Genomic DNA, 18,269 nt, shown 5'->3' on the forward strand with positions numbered 1-18,269 from the left:
CGGAAAGCAAGCGCCCCCACGACGCGACGCCGTGGAGGCACTCCTTGGCTACGGCGTGGATCAGCGGCTGACGCGTAGCTTCTCCATCTCGTCCTTCACTCGCAACTTAGCGCGTTTCAATCGGCCAAGGGCACCTGTGTCGGGCTGCGGGCGGGCGCCCTCGACGGCGATCTGCCGCTCCAGCGTTTCATGTCGTTGCTGCAGGCTGCGCAGGCGGGGCTGTTGCATCATCGACGCGCTGTCCTCCGATGTTTTGCGGTACCGCGAAACGGTGCCGGCTGGCGAGACGGCCAGGCCGTTCCGCACGAGACATGGCCGGCATCCCTGCCCTCCATGCTCCTTCGCGGCTGAAACCGGAACAAGCCGGAGATCAGAGCGTGCTGTGCGACCACGCCCGGGCATGATATGGCGCTTTCACGCTCAGATGCGACTCAAACCGACCAACCGATGAGGCCCATCCTGGCCGACCGAGACAGCCTGCTCCGCCGCCTGCACGAGCTCCGCAGTGAGCACCGTGACCTGGACACCGTGATCGCGCACATGGAGGGCTCGCTGCTGGACCAGCTTCAGCTGCAACGCCTGAAGAAGCGCAAACTGAAGCTGAAGGACGAGATCGCCTGGCTGGAAAGCCGGCTGGTGCCCGACATCATCGCCTGAACAGGGAGCACGGGCCGCCGAGCGGCCCCCATCCCTGCCCCGCCCGCCTGAACGGCGGCTGAAAAGCAGAAGGGGCGCCTTGCGGCGCCCCTTCCCGTTTCCGGCCGGTGAGCCGTGCTGCTCAGCGCAGCACGATCTCCACGCGGCGGTTCTGCGGCTCGCGCACGCCATCGGCCGTCGGCACCAGCGGGCGGCTCTCGCCGAAGGCCTGCACGGTGATCGCGGAGCGGCTCACGCCCAGACGGACCAGCTCGGCGGCGACCGCGTCGGCGCGGCGCTGGGACAGGCGCTGGTTGTACTGCGGCGTGCCGGCGCGGTCGGCGTGGCCGGCCACCTCGATGCGGGTGGTCTGCATGCGCCCGGAGTTCTGCGCGGCCTCGGCGATGATCTGGCGGGCACGGTCCGTCAGGTCGGCGCGGTCGAAGTCGAAGAACACCAGGTAGGTGCGGGCCGGGGCCGGAGCGGCCGCCGGAGCCGGCGCGACAACCGGAACCGGCGCCGGCGGCACCGGCTGGTTGAAGGCGTAGCGCAGGCCGACGAACACGGAGTGGTTGTAGTTCTCCGAGTCGACCTTGGAGCTGGTCGCAACACCGGTCGGACCGCGGGTGACCACCGTCAGCTCCGGCTCCAGCGTGCCGAAGAAGCGGTACTCGGCGGTCAGCGCCAGGCCCGGCACGGCGGCGATCGGGAAGGCGAGGCCAGCGATGCCCTGGAAGGCGAACTGGCTGTCCTTGTCGTTGATCGTCACGCTGTTGACGTTGGCGTTGTTCGGCGTGAAGCGGCTACGGACGGTGTCGTAGTCGGTCCAGGCCCAACCAACGCCCGCGCCGACATACGGAACAACCGGCAGGCCGAGGTTGAAGTCATACAGCGCGTTGACCATCGCGCCATAGGTGCGGGCGGTGCCGCCGATCCCGGGCAGCGGGCCGCCGGCCGAGATGTTGTCAACGTCGTTCTGGCGGTAGTTGCCTTCGATTTCGGCCCGCAGACCGTTGCCGAAGCCCCAGCCCAGGCTCACGACGCCGCCGAAGCCATTCTCGAACTCGACCTCGCCGAGAACCGTGTCGTTGTCGTTGCCGACATCGAAGGTACGGTCGTCAGGGCCCGTGATCTTGCCGTTCTGGAGATAGTTGTAGCCAGCGCCAGCACCGACATACACGCCCGTCACAGGCTGCGCCTGAGCCGCGAGCGGCAGCGCCAGAACGGTCGCGGCCAGAAGCGCCTTCTTGAGGCTCATTAGAATTCTCCTCGATCCTTCAGAGGCATGCTCGCTGCGCTTGGTCACGAAGACATCGAGCACTTCGATTCCGGGCGCCGCGTACGGATCATGTAGCATCTCGAGGGAAACAGCGCAGCATGCGCTGCTGTGATTTCTGCCACATGTGGCATGCACGCCACAGTGGTTTTTCAAGGCGTTACTCGCAACCTCGTGAGCAGCGCCGCCCCTTCGGGGCCGCCGAGCATCTCGCGCGGCAGGAGATGGTTGGCATGGCCCATCTTGCGTCCGGCGCGAGGGGCGGCCTTGCCGTAGAGATGCACGGAGGTGCCGGCCTGTGCCAGCAGTTCCGGGACCAGCGCCATGCCCTCCGGCCCCACGAGATTGCGCATCACCGCGTCGGAGTGCCGTTCGGCGCTGCCCAGGGGCAGGCCGGCGACCGCGCGGATGTGCTGGTGGAACTGGCTGGCCTGGCAGGCGTCCATTGTCCAGTGGCCGGAATTATGCGGCCTCGGCGCGATCTCGTTGCCCAGCAGGGTGCCGTCCGGCAGCAGGAAGAACTCCACGGCGAGCACGCCGACCAGTTCCAGCTCGGCCGCAACCCGGGCGGCGTGCGCGCGCGCGGCGGCGGCCACTTCGGACGGCACGCGGGCGGGTGCGAAGGAAAGGTCCAGGATGTGGTTCCGGTGCCGATTCTCCACCGCGTCGTAAACCGCCGTCGCACCATCGGCGCCCCGTGCCGCGACCGCGGAAATTTCCTGCGCGAAGGGCACGAAGGCTTCCAGGATCAGCGGCTTCGGCTCCAGCCGGGCGAAGGCGGCGGCCGCTTCGTCCGGGGCGCGCAGCACCACCTGGCCCCGGCCGTCATAGCCGAGGCGCGTGGTCTTGAGCACGGCGGGCAGGCCGATCGCGGCGATCGCCGACTCCAGCTCCTCAGGGCTTGCCACCGCGCGCCAGGGGGCCACGGGCACCCCGGCCTGCGCGAGGAACCTTTTTTCCTGCAGCCGGTCCTGGCAGATCGCGAGCGCCTTGCGGCCTGGCCGGCAGGGCACCAGCGGCGCCAAAACCTCCAGCGTGGCGGCCGGAACGTTCTCGAACTCGAAGGTCGCCACGTCCACAGCGCGGGCGAAGGCGGCCAGGGCGGCCGCATCCTCGTAGGCCGCGACCGTGCGCGCGGCAGAAACCTGCATGCCCGGAGAATCCGCGTCGGGAGCATAGACGTGGCAGCGGTAGCCGAGCTCGGCGGCAGCCAGCGCCGACATGCGGCCAAGCTGTCCGCCGCCAAGGATGCCGATGGTGGCGTTGGGCGGCAGCGGGAAACGGCCGGGGGCGTCGGCCTCGCTCATCATGCCGGCTCCTCCGCCACGGAGGCCGTCTGCTCGGCGCGGAACGCATCCAGGCGCCTAGCCAGCGCGGCGTCGGTGGTGGCCAGCATGGCGGCGGCGAGCAGGGCGGCGTTCACCGCGCCGGCCCGGCCGATGGCGAGGGTGCCCACCGGCACGCCGGCCGGCATCTGCACAATGGAAAGCAGGCTGTCCATGCCCTTCAGTGCATGGCTCTCGACCGGAACGCCAAGCACCGGCAGGCGGGTCATGGCCGCCGCCATGCCGGGCAGGTGCGCCGCGCCCCCTGCGCCGGCGATGATGGCGCGCAGGCCCCGGCCGGCGGCGGACTGCGCGTAGTCGTACAGGCGTTGCGGCGTGCGATGCGCCGAGACCACGCGGGTCTCATGCGGAACGCCCAGGCGCGCGAGCGTCTCCGCCGTGTGGCGCATCGTCTCCCAGTCCGAGCGGCTGCCCATGATGATGCCGACGAGCGGCGCGGCTTCGGTTTCGGTCACGCGCGAAGATCCTGCAGCAGAGATGGCCGGAAGGTGCGGCCTGTGCCGCGCCCAGGCCGGATTGTCCATCGCTTTTCTGGCCTCTCGCGCTCAGGCCGCCTTGCGCCGGCAGCGCTGCAGCCGGCCCAGTTCGCCGAGCCGGCGGTCGAGGAAAGCCAGCGTCGCCGCCGCCCCGGGATCGGGGTCCTGCAGCCAGAAGCCGAGCGTGGCGGCATAGATCCCGGCCAGCGTGGCGCGGCGCGTGTAGAACGAGGCGTCGGAGGAGGTGTCGCCGGCGGCCTGCCAGATGGCATCCACCGTGCGTGCCGTGGCGCGGCCGGCGGCGCCCAGGTTCCATGGCAGCGCGAGCAGCGCCAGCCCGCGGCGCACCGCCTCCTTGTGCGGCGCCTGCTGGTGCAGCCGGATGGCGACGAGCGCCCGGATCCGCGCCGGGATGCGCATCCCGTCCAGACCTGCACCCGCCGCCTCGGCCGCCATGTCGCGGTCGGCCAGGTCGCACCAGGCCTCGACCATGCCGACCGGACCGCGCGGAAACAGCCATTCCGCCGCTTCCGGGCTGTCGCCCCTGGCCGAGAGGCCCGCGCGCAGCGCCTCGGTGGTCCAGCCGAGCCGCGGCACCTCGGGCAGCATGGCACGCAGGGCGGCGTCGCGCTCGGCGCTGCGCTCCAGGCTCATCGGGGCGACTCCGCGGCGGCCTGTTGCTGCTGCTGCTGGTGCTGGTGCGCGGCGGCGCGGGCCAGCTCGTCGGTGAAGCCGAAGAGGGCGAGATCGCTCATCCGGCTCGGATAAAGGATGCCGTTCAGGTGATCGAACTCATGCTGCATGACCCGGGCGAGCATGCCTTGCGCCTCCCCTTCCACCGCCCGGCCTTCCGCATCGAGGCCGCGGAAGCCGACGCGCCCGGCCCGCTCCACGTTGCCGCGCAGGCCGGGAATCGAAAGGCAGCCTTCCCAGCCACGCTGGTCGGCCGGGGTCAGCAGCTCGATCTCCGGGTTGATGAGCGCGGCCACCTCGTCGCCGTTGCGCCAGACGAAGATGCGCAACGGAACATGCACCTGCGGCGCGGCAAGGCCGAGGCCGGAGGCGTCGAGCATGGTTTCCGCCATGTTTTCAAGGAGGTCCTGGATCTCCGGCGCCGTGGGGTCGGCCACCGGCTCAGCGACCTGCAACAGGACGGGGTGGCCCATGCGGGCGATCTTCAGAATGGCCATGCGCCGTCTCCATGGAGGAAAGTCTGACATTTGGTTTCCGGAAGGGCGCGTGGAAGGGCTTCCAATCCGGCGGGAAGGCGTGTTATTCGCTGCGCTCCTTGCTGGAAGGCACCGGCGTCTGCCGGCGCTACGTGTTTCCGCGTTCACTCACCCGGCTTTCAGGCCCTGGCTCAAAGAGGAGACCGCACAGCGTGCAGGTCGTCGTTCGGGACAACAACATCGATCAGGCCCTCAAGGCCCTCAAGAAGAAGCTGCAGCGCGAAGGCGTGTTTCGCGAGATGAAGCTGCGCCGCCACTACGAGAAGCCTTCCGAGCGCCGCGCCCGCGAGGCCGCCGAGGCGGTTCGCCGGGCCCGCAAGGTGGAGCGCAAGCGCCTGGAGCGCGAGGGCTTCTGATCGCCCTTCGCCCGGCGAGGCTGTCCCGGCGACGGGGCGCCCGCGGGGCAGGCAATGGAGAGACGCAAGCCGCGGGGCGGGCAATAGAGCTCGCCTGCCGCGGTTTTGTCGTTTCAGGCGGAAGTCCACAAAGCGTTTGATCGTATTGCGCGTGGCGACGTGCCGCGCGAGCGGTCCGCTGCGGGCTGTGGGACCAGTTCCTCCCGCACAGAATAGTTACACAACGTAACGTCGCCTATGCCATCCTGTGGTGCCGCATTAAGCGGGACATACAGCGCCCCTGATTCGGGACACCACCATGGCATCGCGTTCGCACTACCCCCTGCTGGCGGGCGCGCTTTGCGCTGCGCTGGCCTTCTCGCTGCCCCCCTCTCCCCTCCGGGCGCAGAACGCCGGACCGCCGGCGGTGCCGGTGGTGGTCAGCCTCGCCGAACGCGGCTCCGTGCCCGTTGAAATCGCTGCCAGCGGCAACGTCGTCGCCGAGGCGGCGGTCTCGGTACGCAGCCGGGTGGAAGGCCAGATTCGCGAGGTGCATGTGGCCGAGGGGCAGCAGGTGCGGCGCGGGCAAGTGCTGTTCACGCTCGATGCGCGCATGGCCGAGGCACAGCTTGCCCAGCAGGAGGCGCAGCTTGCCCGCGAGCGCGCCCTGGCCCTGCGGGCGCGGCAGGATGCCGCCCGCTATGCCGCCCTGCGCGGCGAGGGATTCGCCGCCGCGCAGCGGCTTGAGCAGGCGCAGGCCGACGCCGCCGCCGGCGAGGCCACCGTGCGCGCCATGGAGGCGCTGGTCGCCCAGACCCGGCTGACCCTGGACTACGCCACCATCCGCGCCGAGATCGACGGCCGCCTCGGCGCGCTGCCCGCCAAGGCGGGCAACCTGGTGCGCGCGGGGGACAGCAGCCCCCTCGCCACCATCACCCAGATGGACCCCATCCAGGTGCAGTTCGCCGTGCCCGAGCGCTGGCTGCCGGAGATCCAGGCGGCCATGGAGAACGGCCCGCCGGAGGTCGCCGCCCACCCGCCCGGCGACCGGCACGCCCCCGCCCGCGGCAGGCTGGTCTTCGTGGACAGCCAGGTGGACACGACCTCCGGCACCATCCAGCTCAAGGCGCGCTTCGCCAATCCCGAGGGTCATCTCTGGCCCGGCCAGTACGTCAACGTGGTGCTGCTGCCGCGGGTCGAGCCGAATGCCCTGAGCGTCCCCGTCCAGGCGGTGCAGACCGGCAGCGAGGACAGCCGCTTCGTGTATGTGGTGGACGGCGAGGGCCGCGCCCGCCGGCGCCCGGTGACGCTGGAGCGGGTGGTCTCCGGCCGCGCCGTGCTGCAGGCCGAGATCGGCGCGGGCGAAAAGGTGGTGATCGAGGGCGCGCAGCTCCTCACCGACGGCGCGCGGGTCTCGGAACGCCCGGGCCGCCCGGCGCCCCGCGACCGGCAGAGCTGAGGAGCCGCCACGATGCACCTCTCCGAGCTTTGCATCCGCCGCCCGGTGATGACCGGGCTGCTGGCGGCCGCCGCCGTGCTGGCGGGCATCGTGGCCTATTTCCAGCTCCCCGTGGCGGCGATCCCCCGGGTGGACTTCCCGGTCATCAGCGTCTCGGCCCAGCTCCCCGGCGCCAGCCCGGAAACCATGGCCAACTCGGTGGCGCTGCCGCTGGAGCGCGAGTTCTCCACCATCTCCGGCATCGAGCAGATGTCTTCCAGCAGCGGCCAGGGCACCACGCAGATCACGCTGCAGTTCGTGCTTGGCCGCGACATCGACGCGGCGGCGCTCGACGTGCAGTCCGCCCTCTCCCGCGCGCAGCGGCGACTGCCGCAGGAGATGACCACCCCACCCTCCTTCCGGAAATCCAACCCGGCCGACGCGCCGGTGGTGCTGCTGAACCTGCGCGGTGGCGACGTGCCGCTCTACCGGCTCAACGAGGTGGCGGCGGTGCTGATCTCCCCTGCCCTCTCGCGCATCCCGGGCGTGGCGCAGGTGATCACCTACGGCGAGCAGAAATACGCCGTCCGCGTGCAGCTCGACCCGGACCGCCTCGCCGCCCTCGGCCTTGGATTCGACGAGGCGCAGCGGGCCATCGCGGCAGCCAACAGCAACGCCCCGGTTGGCACGCTGAACGGCCCGCGCCAGCAGCTCACCCTGCGCGCCAACGACCAGCTGCAGGACGCCCGCGAGTTTGGCCGCCTCATCATCGGCGGGCGCGGCAACGCGCCGATCCGGGTGCAGGACGTCGCCGCGGTGGTGGACGGGGTGGAGAACAACCGCGTCGCCGCATGGATGAACGGCACCCGCGGCCTGACGCTGGCGGTGCAGCGCCAGCCCGACGCCAATACGGTGGACGTGGTGGATGGCGTGAAGGCGGCGCTTCCCGCCCTGCAGGCCGCCCTCCCCCCTGGCGCCGAGCTGACCGTGATGCTCGACCGCTCGGTCTCGATCCGCGAGGCGGTGCATGACGTGCAGCACCACCTGATGATCGCGGTCGGGCTCGTGGTGCTGGTGATCTTCCTGTTTCTGCGCAAGCTGAGCGCCACGCTGATCCCGGGCGTCGCGGTGCCGATCTCGCTGGCCGGCACCTTTGGGCTGATGTACGCGCTGGGCTACGGCATCGACAACATCACCCTGCTTGGCCTGACGCTCGCCGTCGGCCTGGTGGTGGACGATGCCATCGTCATGCTGGAGGCCATCGTCCGGCACATGGAGGAGGGCATGAAGCCTCTTGCCGCCGCCATGCGCGGCGCGCGGGAGATCGGCTTCACCATCATCTCCATCACCCTTTCGCTGATCGCGGTCTTCCTGCCGATCCTGCTGATGGGCGGGGTCGTGGGGCGGGTGTTCAACGCCTTCGCCGCCACCGTCTCGCTGGCGGTGATCGTCTCCTGCTTCGTCTCGCTGACGCTGACGCCGCTGATGGCCAGCCGCCTGCCGGCGCATGGCCGCCCCTCCCGCTTCGACGCCGCGCTGGAGAAGGGCTTCCGGGCCGTCGAGCGCGGATATGGCTGGCTGCTGGACAAGGCGCTGCGCTTCCGCCCGGCGGTTTGGCTGGTCTTCCTCGCCTCCATCGGGCTTTCCGCCTGGCTCGCCGTCACCATTCCCAAGGGCTTCTTTCCGGTGGAGGATACCGGCCTGCTCAGCGTCGGCACCCAGGGGCCGCAGGACACCTCCTTCAACGACATGGCGACGCGGCAGGCGCGGATCGCCGAGATCATCGCGAAGCACCCCTCGGTCGAACTGGTGAACTCCATCATCGGGATCAGCGGCAGCAGCGGCGCCCTGAACCAGGGCCGCATGTTCGTGCAGCTCAAGCCCCGCGCCGAGCGGCCGCCGGTGGGCGAGGTCATCCAGCAGCTCCGCCGCCAGACCAGCGGCATCCCGGGCATGCGGGTCTTCCTGAACCCGATCCAGAACCTGAACTTCGGGGCCCGCCCCTCCCGCACGCTCTATCAGTACACGCTGCAGGGCCTGCGGGCGGATGAGCTCTACGACTGGTCCGAACGCATGACCGAGGCGCTGCACAAGCTGCCCGAGCTGCAGGACGTCAACAGCGACCTGCAGATGGCCGCTCCCATCCTCTCCGTGAACGTGGACCGCGATCGCGCCGCCGCGCTGGGCGTCACCGTGGAGCAGGTGCGCCAGGCGCTCTACTCCGCCTATGGCGCGCGGCAGATCAGCACCATCTTCGGCGCCTCGGACAGCTATGCCGTCATCCTGGAAGCGCTGCCGCGTGACCAGCAGGACGAGGCGGGGCTGGCCAAGGTTTACCTGCGCGCGGCTTCGGGCCGGCTGGTGCCGCTGGCCGGCATCGCCACCATCTCGCGCAGCGTCGGCCCGCTGACGGTGGCGCATCAGGGCCAGCTCCCGGCCGTCACCATCGGCTTCAACACGGCCCCTGGCGTGGCGCTGGGCGACGCGACCCAGGCCATCGCCCGCACCGAGCAGGAGCTCGGCCTGCCGCCCACCATCGTCTCCGGCTATGCCGGCACGGCGCAGATCTTCCAGGAGGCGCTGGCCGGCCAGGGCATGCTGCTGCTGGCGGCGGTGCTGATCATGTACGTGGTGTTGGGCGTGCTCTATGAGAGCCTGGTCCATCCGCTGACCATCCTGTCCGGCCTGCCGCCCGCCGCGCTGGGCGCGCTGGCGACGCTCTGGCTTTTCGGGCTGGACCTCTCGGTCATCGCGGTGATCGGCGTGCTGCTGCTGATCGGGTTGGTGAAGAAGAACGCCATCATGGTGGTGGACGTGGCGCTGGCGCGCCAGCGCACCGGCGAGGACCCGCTGACGGCGGTGCGCGAGGCCAGCATCCTTCGCTTCCGGCCGATCATGATGACCACGCTCGCCGCCGCCGCCGGCGCCGTGCCAATCGCCGCCGGATGGGGCGCCTCGGCGGAGCTGCGGCAGCCCCTGGGCCTGGCGGTCGTGGGTGGCCTCGCCGTCTCCCAAGCACTCACGCTGTTCGTCACCCCGGTGCTGTTCCTGGCTTTCGAGGGCTTGGCGCGCCGCTTCAGCCGGAGCTCGGTCGCGCCGCAGGCCGCCGAGTAAGCGCTTCCGCGATCACTTCCATCTGTCCCCCTCCAGGCTCCGCCCTGCCATGCCCGCACCACCGGCAGCTCGCCCTGGTTGTAAGGCGACGCGCCAAATCGCGCGAATTATGTTTAATTTTCATAAAGAATTTGTGTTTCTTGGGCGCAATCATGAGCAGCCCCCCATTTCAGAAACCGTTTTCTCTTTTCTTTTCAACTATTTAGTTTCGTATCTGGCTTGTGACGCCAAACAATTATGTGCGTTGTGGCGCACCGCAAGATCGCTATCCAATTATGTGCACTGCGATCACCGGGGGCTCATACGGCAACCAGCGGGGTGGTCGTCGTACCCGCGGAGCCGGATGCATGAACGACGTGCCTGGAGTTGCAGCCTTGCCGGGAAGCTCCGGCGCGGTGCCGATTGGCGGCGGAGAGATGCCATACCCTGCTCGCCCGAGCCTTCGCCGCACCCGCGTCTCGGCCGGGATGCGCTGGTGGGTCGGCGCCATCGGCTTCCTGTTTCTGGCCGCCTTCGTATTGCGGATTCCCGCCTTCTTTCCTGTGGGGCTGACCCCGGACGAGGGCCTCTACATGGTCCAGGCACGGGAGTGGCTGCGCGGCGGCCTACCCTACCTCGCCGTGTGGGACATGCATCCACTCGGAGTGCCGGCTGTTTTCGCCGCCACCTTCGCCCTGCTGGGCGAGAGCCTGTTCAGCATCCGCCTGCTCGGCATCATTTCCGTCACGGCCGCGGCCTCGGCGCTGATCCTGGTGGTGCGGGCGGCCGGCGGGTCGCGCAGCACCGGGCTCGCGGCCGGGCTGCTCTACGTCGGCCAGAGCCTCCTCCTGAACGGCTCCTCCACCAACACCGAGATCCTTTTCGCGCCTCTTGTTGCGCTGAGCATGGCGGCAACGCTGCGCACCTGCCGCCGAATCCTCGAAGGCGGCGCGCCACCCGCCTGGCGTGACATGCTGCTGATGGGGGTTCCCATCGGGCTTGCCCTGGTGATGAAGAGCGTCGTGGTCATGGAAGGATCAGCGGCCTTTCTGCTGGTCGTCCTCGTGGCCTGGCGCTGCCATGCCCTGACCCTGCCGCGCCTGGCCGGGCTTGCGCTCTGCTATGCCATGGTCTGCGCGGCACCAATCCTGCTGGCTGGCCTGCCTTACCTGCTGCGGGGCGAGCTCCTGGCCTACGCCTTTCCGAACTTCGTCGCGCCCTTGAACTACATCACCGAAAGCGCGTCGCGCACCGAGGCGCTGCGGCAGGTCGCCCTGGCCTTGCTCGGTTTCTGCTGGGCCTTCGGCCTCGGAGCGGTGGCGCTGGTCGCCCTGGTGTGGCGGCCGCGTGCGCAAGGGCGTCCCGCCGGCCTGGGCCTGCTTCTGCTCGGCTGTACCTTCTGGTTCGCTGCGGCAACGGCCGGCATCGTCACGCTGAGCAAGTTCTACGACCACTACTTCCTGACCTGGCTGGCGCCGCTTTCGGTGGTCGGCGCCGTCGGCGCCCGGCAGCTCGCACGCAGCCTGCGGCCGGCCGAGGCAAGGCTTGCCTTTGCCCTGGTGGTGCTGGCCGCCAGCCTCTCGCCATGGGCCATCGCCCTCTCGGAGCGGGTCCGCACCGGCTTCGGCCTGCGCAACCCGCTGGTCGAGGTGGCGCGTGACGTCTCCGCGGTGATCCGGCCCGGCGATCCGATCTACGTGGTGAACGAGGATCCGATCATCTACATGCTGGCCCATGGCGGGGTGGCTACGCCCTACGTCTTCCCGCAGCACCTCGCCGACCAGACCGACAGCCGGCTGGGGAGCGACAGCAACCCCGCCATGATCGACCAGCTCCAGGAGGTTGCCCGGGTTCTCGGCCAGCACCCCCGCGCCATCGTGCTGCATCGCGGCCGCTGGAGCTCGGTCCGCCCCGACGCGGCCGGGCTGATCACCGAAGCGCTTGCGCGGGACTACCACCTCGCGAACACGGTGGAAGGAGCGGGCGGCACGGTGGAGATCTGGGGCCTGCGCTGAGCTGGGAGCCGGTTGGCCTCACCGGCTGGCCTCACCGACTGGCCTCACCGGCGCCCGCGGACGATCCCCTCCCCCACATTCTTCGGCAGCCTCGCCGCCAGGGGTGCGGCGCTCAACGTCAACAGGGCGCCGACCAGGAAGCCTGCCGTGAAATCCGGCATGGCCGCCGCCTCACGCCCGCCCAGCGCGACGCTCGTCTGCAAGACCGCCGAGGCCACCGCCACGCCGATGGCCTGCGGCAGCTGCTGCGCGGTGCTGTAGAGGCTTGTTGCCGCGGAGAGCTTCTCCTGCGGCACGTCGGCATAGGCCAGGGTGTTCAGCGTGGTGAAGTGCAGCGAGCGGAACAGGCCGCCCAGCAGCAGCACCACGAACACCGCCGCGGTGGGCCATCCCGGCCGGAAGGTGGCGCAGGCGGCGATGGCCCCGGAGGCGAGGACCGCGTTCCAGACCAGCACGTTGCGGAAGCCGAAGCTGCCGAGCGCGAACTTCGCCATGGGCTTCATGGCGAAGGCGCCGAGCGCGGTGGCGAAGCTGATCATGCCGCTCTCCGCGGCGCTGGCGCCGAAGCCGAGCTGCAGCGTCAGCGGCACCAGGAAGGGCACGGCACCGGCGCCGATGCGGAACAGCACCCCCGCAACGTTCGGAACACGGAAGCTGGGGATGGCCATCAGGCTGAAATCCAGCGCCGGATTGGCCGCCCGCAGGCAGTGCCGCACGGCAACCACGGCCAGCACCAGCCCGAGCACCAGCATCGCTTCCGCCACGCCGCCAGGCACCAGGCCACGCCCAAGCGTCTCGAAAGCGAACATCAGGCAGGCCAGCGCGGCCCCGACCAGGGTCAGCCCGCGGAGATCCGGCGGCGGCGGCAGGCTGGCCGGCAGCGCCGGGATGATCCGCCACACCAGCAGCAGGCCGAGGATGCCGACCGGCAGGTTGATCCAGAACACGGCACGCCAGGAAATCAGGTCCGTCAGCAGGCCGCCCACCGGCGGGCCCAGCAGCGGACCGAGCAGGCCGGGCATGGTCAGCCAGGTGGTGACGGAGAGCAGTTCCTCCTTCCGGATCCGCCGCAACAGAAGCAGGCGCCCGACCGGCACCATCATCGCTCCGCCCAGGCCCTGCAGCACGCGCGCCGCCACCAGTTCAGCCAGCCCGCCAGAAAGCCCGCAGAAGACGGAGGCCAGGGTGAAGGTAGCGATGGCCGCCATGAAGACCTGCTTCGCCCCGAAGCGGTCCGCCACCCAGCCGCTGAGCGGGATGAAGACGGTCAGCGCCACCAGGTAGGAGGTGATGGCCACCCCCATCACCAGCGGGTCCTCGCCGAGCGAACGCGCCATCGCCGGCAAGGCGGTGGCCACCACGGTGCTGTCGAGGTTCTGCATGAACAGGGCGCTGGCCACGATGGCGGCCATCACCCTGGGGTCGGGGAGCCTGGGCTCGGGGGAGGTCGAATCGTCACGCACGGAAGCAGGCTACGCCGTGGCCCCCGCGGCGACCATGACCCCTGGCGGTCAGGCCGCGTTGCACGCTGCACAGGGCGGAAGCGGCGCCGCCCGGAGCCGCTCGCGGCCGCCGCGCCTGCCGGGGCAGCCGGTCAGAACTGGAAGTAGACGAACTCCTTCACATCGGCCATCAGCGCCAGCGCCAGCAGAAAGGCGGCCGCGGCGGTGCAGGCGGAGGTGGCCCGCGGCCGGAAGCGCAATCTACGCCAGCGTTGCGGCTCGTCCGGCGCGCCGGCCCGGCCGTCCACGATCTCCTGGGAGTTGGGCGCCAGAAAGATCGCCAGCAGCGCTCCTCCAAGGATCAGCAGGCTGAGCATGCCCCGCAGCAGCGCCATGCCGCCGGTGATCGCCACCACCGCGGCGGGGCCACCTTGCAGCGCGGCGCCAAGCAGGTCGGCGGTGCCCGCCTGCATCGGGCCGTTCAATCCGGCCATGCCGCCGAGCACCGCCAGGGCGGCACCGAGATCGGGCGCGGCGAAGAACACCCAGGCGAGCATCACCGCCAGCAGCGTCAACAGCTGCGCCGCGCGCGGGCCGAGGCGCGGCAGCCCATGCTCGCTCCGCGCCACCGACCTCCAGGCATGGTTCGCCAGCAGATAGGCGCCGTGCAGCCCGCCCCAGACCACGAAGGTCCAGCCCGCGCCGTGCCACAGGCCACCCAGCAGCATGGTGGCCATCAGGTTGGCGTGCCGCCGCAGCGGACCGCGCCGGCTGCCGCCCATGGCGATGTAGACGTAGTCGCGCAAGAAGCGTGACAGCGTCATGTGCCAGCGCCGCCAGAAGTCGATGATCGAGTCCGCCTTGTACGGCGAGTTGAAGTTGTAGGGGAAACGGACGCCGAACATGCGGGCAAGGCCGATCGCCATGTCGGAATAGGCGGAGAAGTCGAAATACAGCCCGACCGAGAAGGCGACGGTGCCGAGCCATGCCTCGAGCAGGCCGGGCGGCGCCTCCGCCGCGCCCTGGAAGACCGGCGTCGCCAGCGCTCCGACGGGGTCGGCGATGACGAGCTTCTTGATCAGCCCGATGGCGAAAAAGGTCACCCCCGCCGCCACCTCCTCCGGCTGGAAGCGGTAGGTGGCGCGCCGGTGGAACTGCGGGATCAGCTCGTGGTGGTGCACGATCGGCCCGGCGATCAGGTGCGGGAAGAAGGTCACGAACAGCGTGTAGTCGAGGAGGCTGTAGTCCTCCGCGCGACCGTTCCGCGTGTCCACGAGATAGGCGATCTGCAGGAAGGTATAGAAGGAGATGGCGAGCGGCAGCACGACGCCGCCCACCGCGAAGTCCAGCCCCGTCAGCGTCGCCAGGTTGCCTGCGATGAAGATGGCGTACTTGTACCAGGCCAGCAGGGCGATGTTGCCGGCCACGCCAAGCAGCATCAGCGCTTTCGCCCGCCCCGGCGCGGCCAAGCGGATGGTGCCGATGCGCCGGCCCAGCGCGTAGTTCACCAGCATCGAGCCGAGCAGCAGGCCGAGATAGGTCAGGCTCCACCAGCCGTAGAAGACCAGCGAGGCGGCCAGCAGCCAGAGCCGCGCCGGCCGCCTATCCCGCAGCCGGCCCAGCAGGAAGAAGCCGGCCAGGGTCAGCGGCAGGAAGAGCAGGATGAAAACGTGTGAGTTGAAGAGCATGGCGCCTCAGCTCCCCGTCTGCCGGGCAAGGGCGCTGGCGATGAAGTCGGTAAAGGGCCGATGGTAGGGGTACAGCAGGTGCACCGGGTCGGCGAAGCGCTGGTTGCCCCAAGCCAGGCCGCGACCGTCCAGAAGAAGGGTTTCGGGCTGCCGCAATGCCGCGCGCATCTCGCGCGTCCAGCTTTCCACCAGGCTGCCGTTCCGGTCGAAGCGCTCGCCCCATTCCGGCATCACCGGCAGGGTGGCGACAACCAGCCGGGCGCCGCGTGAGCTGGCCGCCTCCTCCAGCGCGGCAAGCCCCTCGTAGCAGGCCGGGTCGAAGGCCGGCGCGGGGCGCCAGAAATGTGGCTTGCGCAGGATGCTGGAACCATGGCCATCCAGCGCGACGTCGTCGGGTCCGGGTGGCAGGTTCTCCTGCTCGATGGCCTCGCGCGCCAGGTACATCGGGCGGAAGCCGGTGACATAGGGCAGCCAGCCCGGCACCGCGCCGTTGAGGTAGGCACCGCCGAGATGCGGGTCAAAGAAGGCGCGCTGGCTGAGCGGGCAGGCCTCGAAGTCGCGCGGCGCGACGACGGCGAGCACGGTATCCACCCGCGGCATGCGCTCCAGCAGGAACCCGGCCATGAAGGCGGTCTGGTCGATATGCAGGTAGCAGGGCGCCGCGTTGAGCGCGCGCGTGCCTGGCAGGCGCCGCTCCAGCAGCGGCATGTCCAGGTTGCGCCAGGTGGCCGAGGAACCGATTGCGAAGAGCGTGACCTCTTCCAGGCGTGTTTCGCGGAGAAAGGCGAACTTCTCGTCGATGCACCAGGTGGCGGCGAGCGGCGGCGGCGGCAGCAGCCCCTTGCGCGCCAGTGCCATGTGCAGGGCGGCGGCGACGCCGATTCCGCTCAGCACCAGCAGCAGAAAGGCGGCGAGGAAGCGCATGGCTGGACGCCTCAGCGGCGCAGCGGCGGTGGTGTCCTTGCGGTGGGAGGAGTGCTGATCAGACACGGTCGGCCCCTTCGGCTGGGCGCGCGAGTCATGGAGCCGCGCGTCACATCTCGGTACGGGTCGGTGAACAAGCGGGGGGAGTGGGGCGCCGGCAGGCGGGCGGCACCCTTCGCCTTCAGCGCGGGAGGTGGGCGGAGGAACGGATCGCAGCGCAGCGCCGCAGCCCGTTCAGCCCCGCCGAAGGCAGGAGAAACCTGCCCTTCCCTGGCCGCGTGACGGCAAGGCCAGATTCTCTATGGCGGCGTGATGGCCGCACCAACGGCCGCCAGGAAACATGGCTGTTTCATGGAAACTTTCTGACATTTTGGCCATGAGTTTTCAATCTGGCGTTCTGCCTGAAGGCATTTCCTCTGGACACGTTCATGGGAGCAGCGATCGCCCAATCCCTTTGTTCAATCAGGGAGTGCGGCCAGGTCCTATGCCGCCAGCTCTAACAGGGATGTGAGGCGAGCGGCGCCTTCGCCAGGGAAGAAAGCCTTCGCCGCTTCCGGCAAACCACGGCAGGCTTGACCTTGCCTTCCGCGTCCGAGTTGCGCTGCCCCCGCCATGGCCATGCGGTGCTGGCAAGGATTTGCACATCGTCACGGCCACTGCGTCGGGCCCGGTGTCTTGACGCGAGAATCTCGTATGCGAAGGGTTCGCCATGCTCTCCCGCCTGCATACGCCTGACAGCTCCCAGCCCCGCCCGGGGGCCGATCCTGCCGGACCCGGGCGGCAGGCACGCCCGGTGCCGCCTATGCCGGACCTACCAAAACCCGCTTCCGAGCAAGCGGCTCCCCAGCATCCGCTCGACCCGGCGCTGACAGGGGAGTTCGGGCCGCAGCCGGCCACCAGTGAGCGCCGCCGGGCCATTCTGCCGCAGGCGCGGGCGGTGCTGCAGGATCCGGCCTTGCGCCAGGCCTATGAAGCCTTCGTGCGCGCCGCCACCGACCTCGCCGAGGCCGGGATGGTGTTCGAGATGGTACACCGCAGCGGTCCTGAGGGAGGCATGGCCCCGCGCGAACCGCGTGGCCTTTCCGTCGCCGCCGTGCCCGAGCAGGGGATCGAGAAGGACTGCCACACCGTCGTGCTGATGGGCGTCGGCTTCTGGGAGTTCCTGCCGGGCTTCTTCTACGGCAGCGAGCGTGTGATCGAAGGCCGCCGCATCGCCATGGATGTCGGCAGTTTCCGCTTCGTCGAGAGCTCGCCGTCCGGCGATGCCGAGATCATCGGCCAGGCCGAGACCGGACCGCTGGCGCAGTACATGCGCATCGACATCAGCGGCGATGGCCTGGTGAAATCCCTGGCGATCAGCAATGCGGCACTCGGGGGGGCCTTCGTGGCCGCCTACCGGGCCTATCTCGAGGTGCTGGCGGGCTGCCCTTATAAGATGCTGCACCCTTACCGGCAGCTTGGGGCTTCCGTCGCGCCGGCAGCCGACCCCGCAACGCAGCCGCAGTCGCCGCAGCAGCCGCAACGCCCCGCCCCGCCCCGCCCGGCGGCGCCGCTGAGTGCCCGTCAGTCGGCCCCGGAACGCGGCCGCCATCCCGGATTGGTCTGGGGCTGGCTGGCGGTGCCTCCCGCCCTTGCCGCGGCCTATCTGCTTGGCGTTCTCGCCACCGGCCCGGACACGCCCGCACCGGCCAGGGCGCCGCAGCCGCCGCCATTGCAGGCGCCGCCGGCCGCGCAGCCGCGGCTTGAGCAGGCTCCCGGGCCTGCCGCGCCCATGCCGGTTCCCCCCGTGGGCGTGACGGCACCGCCGCCGCAGAATGGCGGGACTGAGCTGCCCCTGCCGCCTCCTCCGGCGCCGCCCCCGCCGCCCATCGCCGCTGCGCCGCCTCCGGTTCCGGCCCCCGCGCAGCCCGGGTCTCCGCCTTCCGCGCCGCCTGCCGCGGCCGAGGCACCTTCCGCCACCCCCGCACCACCGTCCGGTGGCCAGTTGGGTGGCATGTGGCGTCCTGGCCTGGTCACACAGGACTCGAACGTGCGCGCGGCGCCCTTCGGGGGCGCGCCGATCCTGCGGGTGGTGCCAGGGGGAACACAGGTCCGCATCATCGAAAACAGCGAAGGCTGGCTGCGCGTCGCCTTGCCGGATGGCACGACGCTCGGATGGATCTACGGCGGATTGATTCAGTAGACGGACAACTCCCGTTTTGCGCTCGCGGTCGAAATTTTTCCGCCGCTCGCATTCTGCGGATCACGTTTTTCTGCTCCACCACAGCGCGAATCCGTTACACTTCCGTCGCTACCAAGGAAGGTGTTTAAGACCGTTGCCTCGGCCGGCTCTTGCGGCTTGCTCAAGGACCCTCCAGCGGCGCGCATGACG

General features: G+C 70.0%; 16 protein-coding genes. 6 read left to right on the forward strand and 10 right to left on the reverse strand.

Translation table 11 applies throughout. The annotated features are described in order from the left end of the window. Nucleotides 1-60: 60 nt before the first annotated feature. Nucleotides 61-231: a YdcH family protein gene (locus E0493_RS01715; RefSeq protein ID WP_160935172.1), complete on the reverse strand. Its 171-nt coding sequence runs from the start codon at nucleotides 229-231 to the stop codon at nucleotides 61-63. 225 nt (nucleotides 232-456) lie between these two features. Here E0493_RS01715 and E0493_RS01720 point away from each other — a divergent pair, with 225 nt between their 5' ends. After that, nucleotides 457-657 (forward strand): DUF465 domain-containing protein, encoded by a 201-nt coding sequence (locus E0493_RS01720; protein ID WP_160935266.1) that lies wholly within the window; start codon nucleotides 457-459, stop codon nucleotides 655-657. 121 nt (nucleotides 658-778) lie between these two features. Here E0493_RS01720 and E0493_RS01725 read toward each other — a convergent pair whose 3' ends face one another. The 5 genes from E0493_RS01725 to def form a co-directional block, all read right to left on the reverse strand. Beyond that, the gene (locus E0493_RS01725; protein WP_160935173.1) at nucleotides 779-1,894 is read right to left on the reverse strand and encodes an OmpA family protein; all 1,116 of its coding nucleotides are present in this window, start codon (nucleotides 1,892-1,894) and stop codon (nucleotides 779-781) included. Between the two features lie 170 nt (nucleotides 1,895-2,064). Continuing rightward, complete coding sequence (locus tag E0493_RS01730; protein WP_160935174.1) at nucleotides 2,065-3,219, reverse strand: 5-(carboxyamino)imidazole ribonucleotide synthase; 1,155 nt, start codon at nucleotides 3,217-3,219, stop codon at nucleotides 2,065-2,067. Beyond that, nucleotides 3,219-3,674 (reverse strand): 5-(carboxyamino)imidazole ribonucleotide mutase, encoded by a 456-nt coding sequence (gene purE, locus E0493_RS01735; RefSeq protein WP_235913538.1) that lies wholly within the window; start codon nucleotides 3,672-3,674, stop codon nucleotides 3,219-3,221. The genes E0493_RS01730 and purE overlap by 1 nt, the downstream gene beginning before the upstream one ends. Nucleotides 3,675-3,803: 129 nt before the next feature. Further along, nucleotides 3,804-4,388, reverse strand: coding sequence for a COQ9 family protein (locus E0493_RS01740; protein ID WP_160935176.1), 585 nt, complete (start codon nucleotides 4,386-4,388; stop codon nucleotides 3,804-3,806). Continuing rightward, entirely contained in the window at nucleotides 4,385-4,924 is a 540-nt protein-coding gene (gene def / locus E0493_RS01745; RefSeq protein ID WP_160935177.1) for a peptide deformylase, read from the reverse strand. Before def ends, E0493_RS01740 begins: the two co-directional genes overlap by 4 nt. 191 nt (nucleotides 4,925-5,115) lie before the next feature. On the opposite strand from def, the gene rpsU reads away from it, so the two are divergent. The 4 genes from rpsU (at nucleotide 5,116) to E0493_RS01765 (ending at nucleotide 11,844) form a co-directional block, all read left to right on the forward strand. Beyond that, the gene (rpsU, locus tag E0493_RS23225; protein WP_007006360.1) at nucleotides 5,116-5,319 is read left to right on the forward strand and encodes a 30S ribosomal protein S21; all 204 of its coding nucleotides are present in this window, start codon (nucleotides 5,116-5,118) and stop codon (nucleotides 5,317-5,319) included. A 298-nt stretch (nucleotides 5,320-5,617) separates the two neighbouring features. Continuing rightward, nucleotides 5,618-6,757 carry an efflux RND transporter periplasmic adaptor subunit gene (locus E0493_RS01755; RefSeq protein ID WP_160935178.1) on the forward strand — a complete coding sequence of 380 codons (1,140 nt, stop codon included), beginning with the start codon at nucleotides 5,618-5,620 and terminating at the stop codon, nucleotides 6,755-6,757. A gap of 12 nt (nucleotides 6,758-6,769) precedes the next feature. After that, nucleotides 6,770-9,850, forward strand: a complete 3,081-nt coding sequence (locus E0493_RS01760) for an efflux RND transporter permease subunit (RefSeq protein WP_160935179.1) — start codon at nucleotides 6,770-6,772, stop codon at nucleotides 9,848-9,850. 416 nt (nucleotides 9,851-10,266) lie between these two features. Then, entirely contained in the window at nucleotides 10,267-11,844 is a 1,578-nt protein-coding gene (locus tag E0493_RS01765; protein ID WP_160935180.1) for an ArnT family glycosyltransferase, read from the forward strand. A 44-nt stretch (nucleotides 11,845-11,888) separates the two neighbouring features. Here the strand turns inward: E0493_RS01765 and E0493_RS01770 are convergent, their stop codons facing one another. The 3 genes from E0493_RS01770 to E0493_RS01780 form a co-directional block, all read right to left on the reverse strand. Then, complete coding sequence (locus E0493_RS01770; protein ID WP_367614437.1) at nucleotides 11,889-13,307, reverse strand: MFS transporter; 1,419 nt, start codon at nucleotides 13,305-13,307, stop codon at nucleotides 11,889-11,891. 131 nt (nucleotides 13,308-13,438) lie between these two features. Beyond that, nucleotides 13,439-14,974, reverse strand: a complete 1,536-nt coding sequence (locus E0493_RS01775; protein WP_160935181.1) for an MBOAT family O-acyltransferase — start codon at nucleotides 14,972-14,974, stop codon at nucleotides 13,439-13,441. Between the two features lie 6 nt (nucleotides 14,975-14,980). Continuing rightward, nucleotides 14,981-15,964, reverse strand: a complete 984-nt coding sequence (locus E0493_RS01780; RefSeq protein WP_160935182.1) for a hypothetical protein — start codon at nucleotides 15,962-15,964, stop codon at nucleotides 14,981-14,983. A gap of 889 nt (nucleotides 15,965-16,853) precedes the next feature. Between E0493_RS01780 and E0493_RS01785 the strand changes: the two genes are divergently transcribed. Next, nucleotides 16,854-18,080, forward strand: a complete 1,227-nt coding sequence (locus E0493_RS01785) for an SH3 domain-containing protein (protein ID WP_160935183.1) — start codon at nucleotides 16,854-16,856, stop codon at nucleotides 18,078-18,080. Here E0493_RS01785 and E0493_RS01790 read toward each other — a convergent pair. Next, nucleotides 18,074-18,244 (reverse strand): hypothetical protein, encoded by a 171-nt coding sequence (locus E0493_RS01790; RefSeq protein ID WP_160935184.1) that lies wholly within the window; start codon nucleotides 18,242-18,244, stop codon nucleotides 18,074-18,076. The two genes, E0493_RS01785 and E0493_RS01790, sit on opposite strands and share 7 nt — an antisense overlap. Nucleotides 18,245-18,269: the final 25 nt, after the last annotated feature.

It is taken from the genome of Teichococcus coralli (assembly GCF_009829925.1).
In the GTDB taxonomy this organism is placed as follows: Bacteria; Pseudomonadota; Alphaproteobacteria; order Acetobacterales; family Acetobacteraceae; genus Pseudoroseomonas; species Pseudoroseomonas coralli.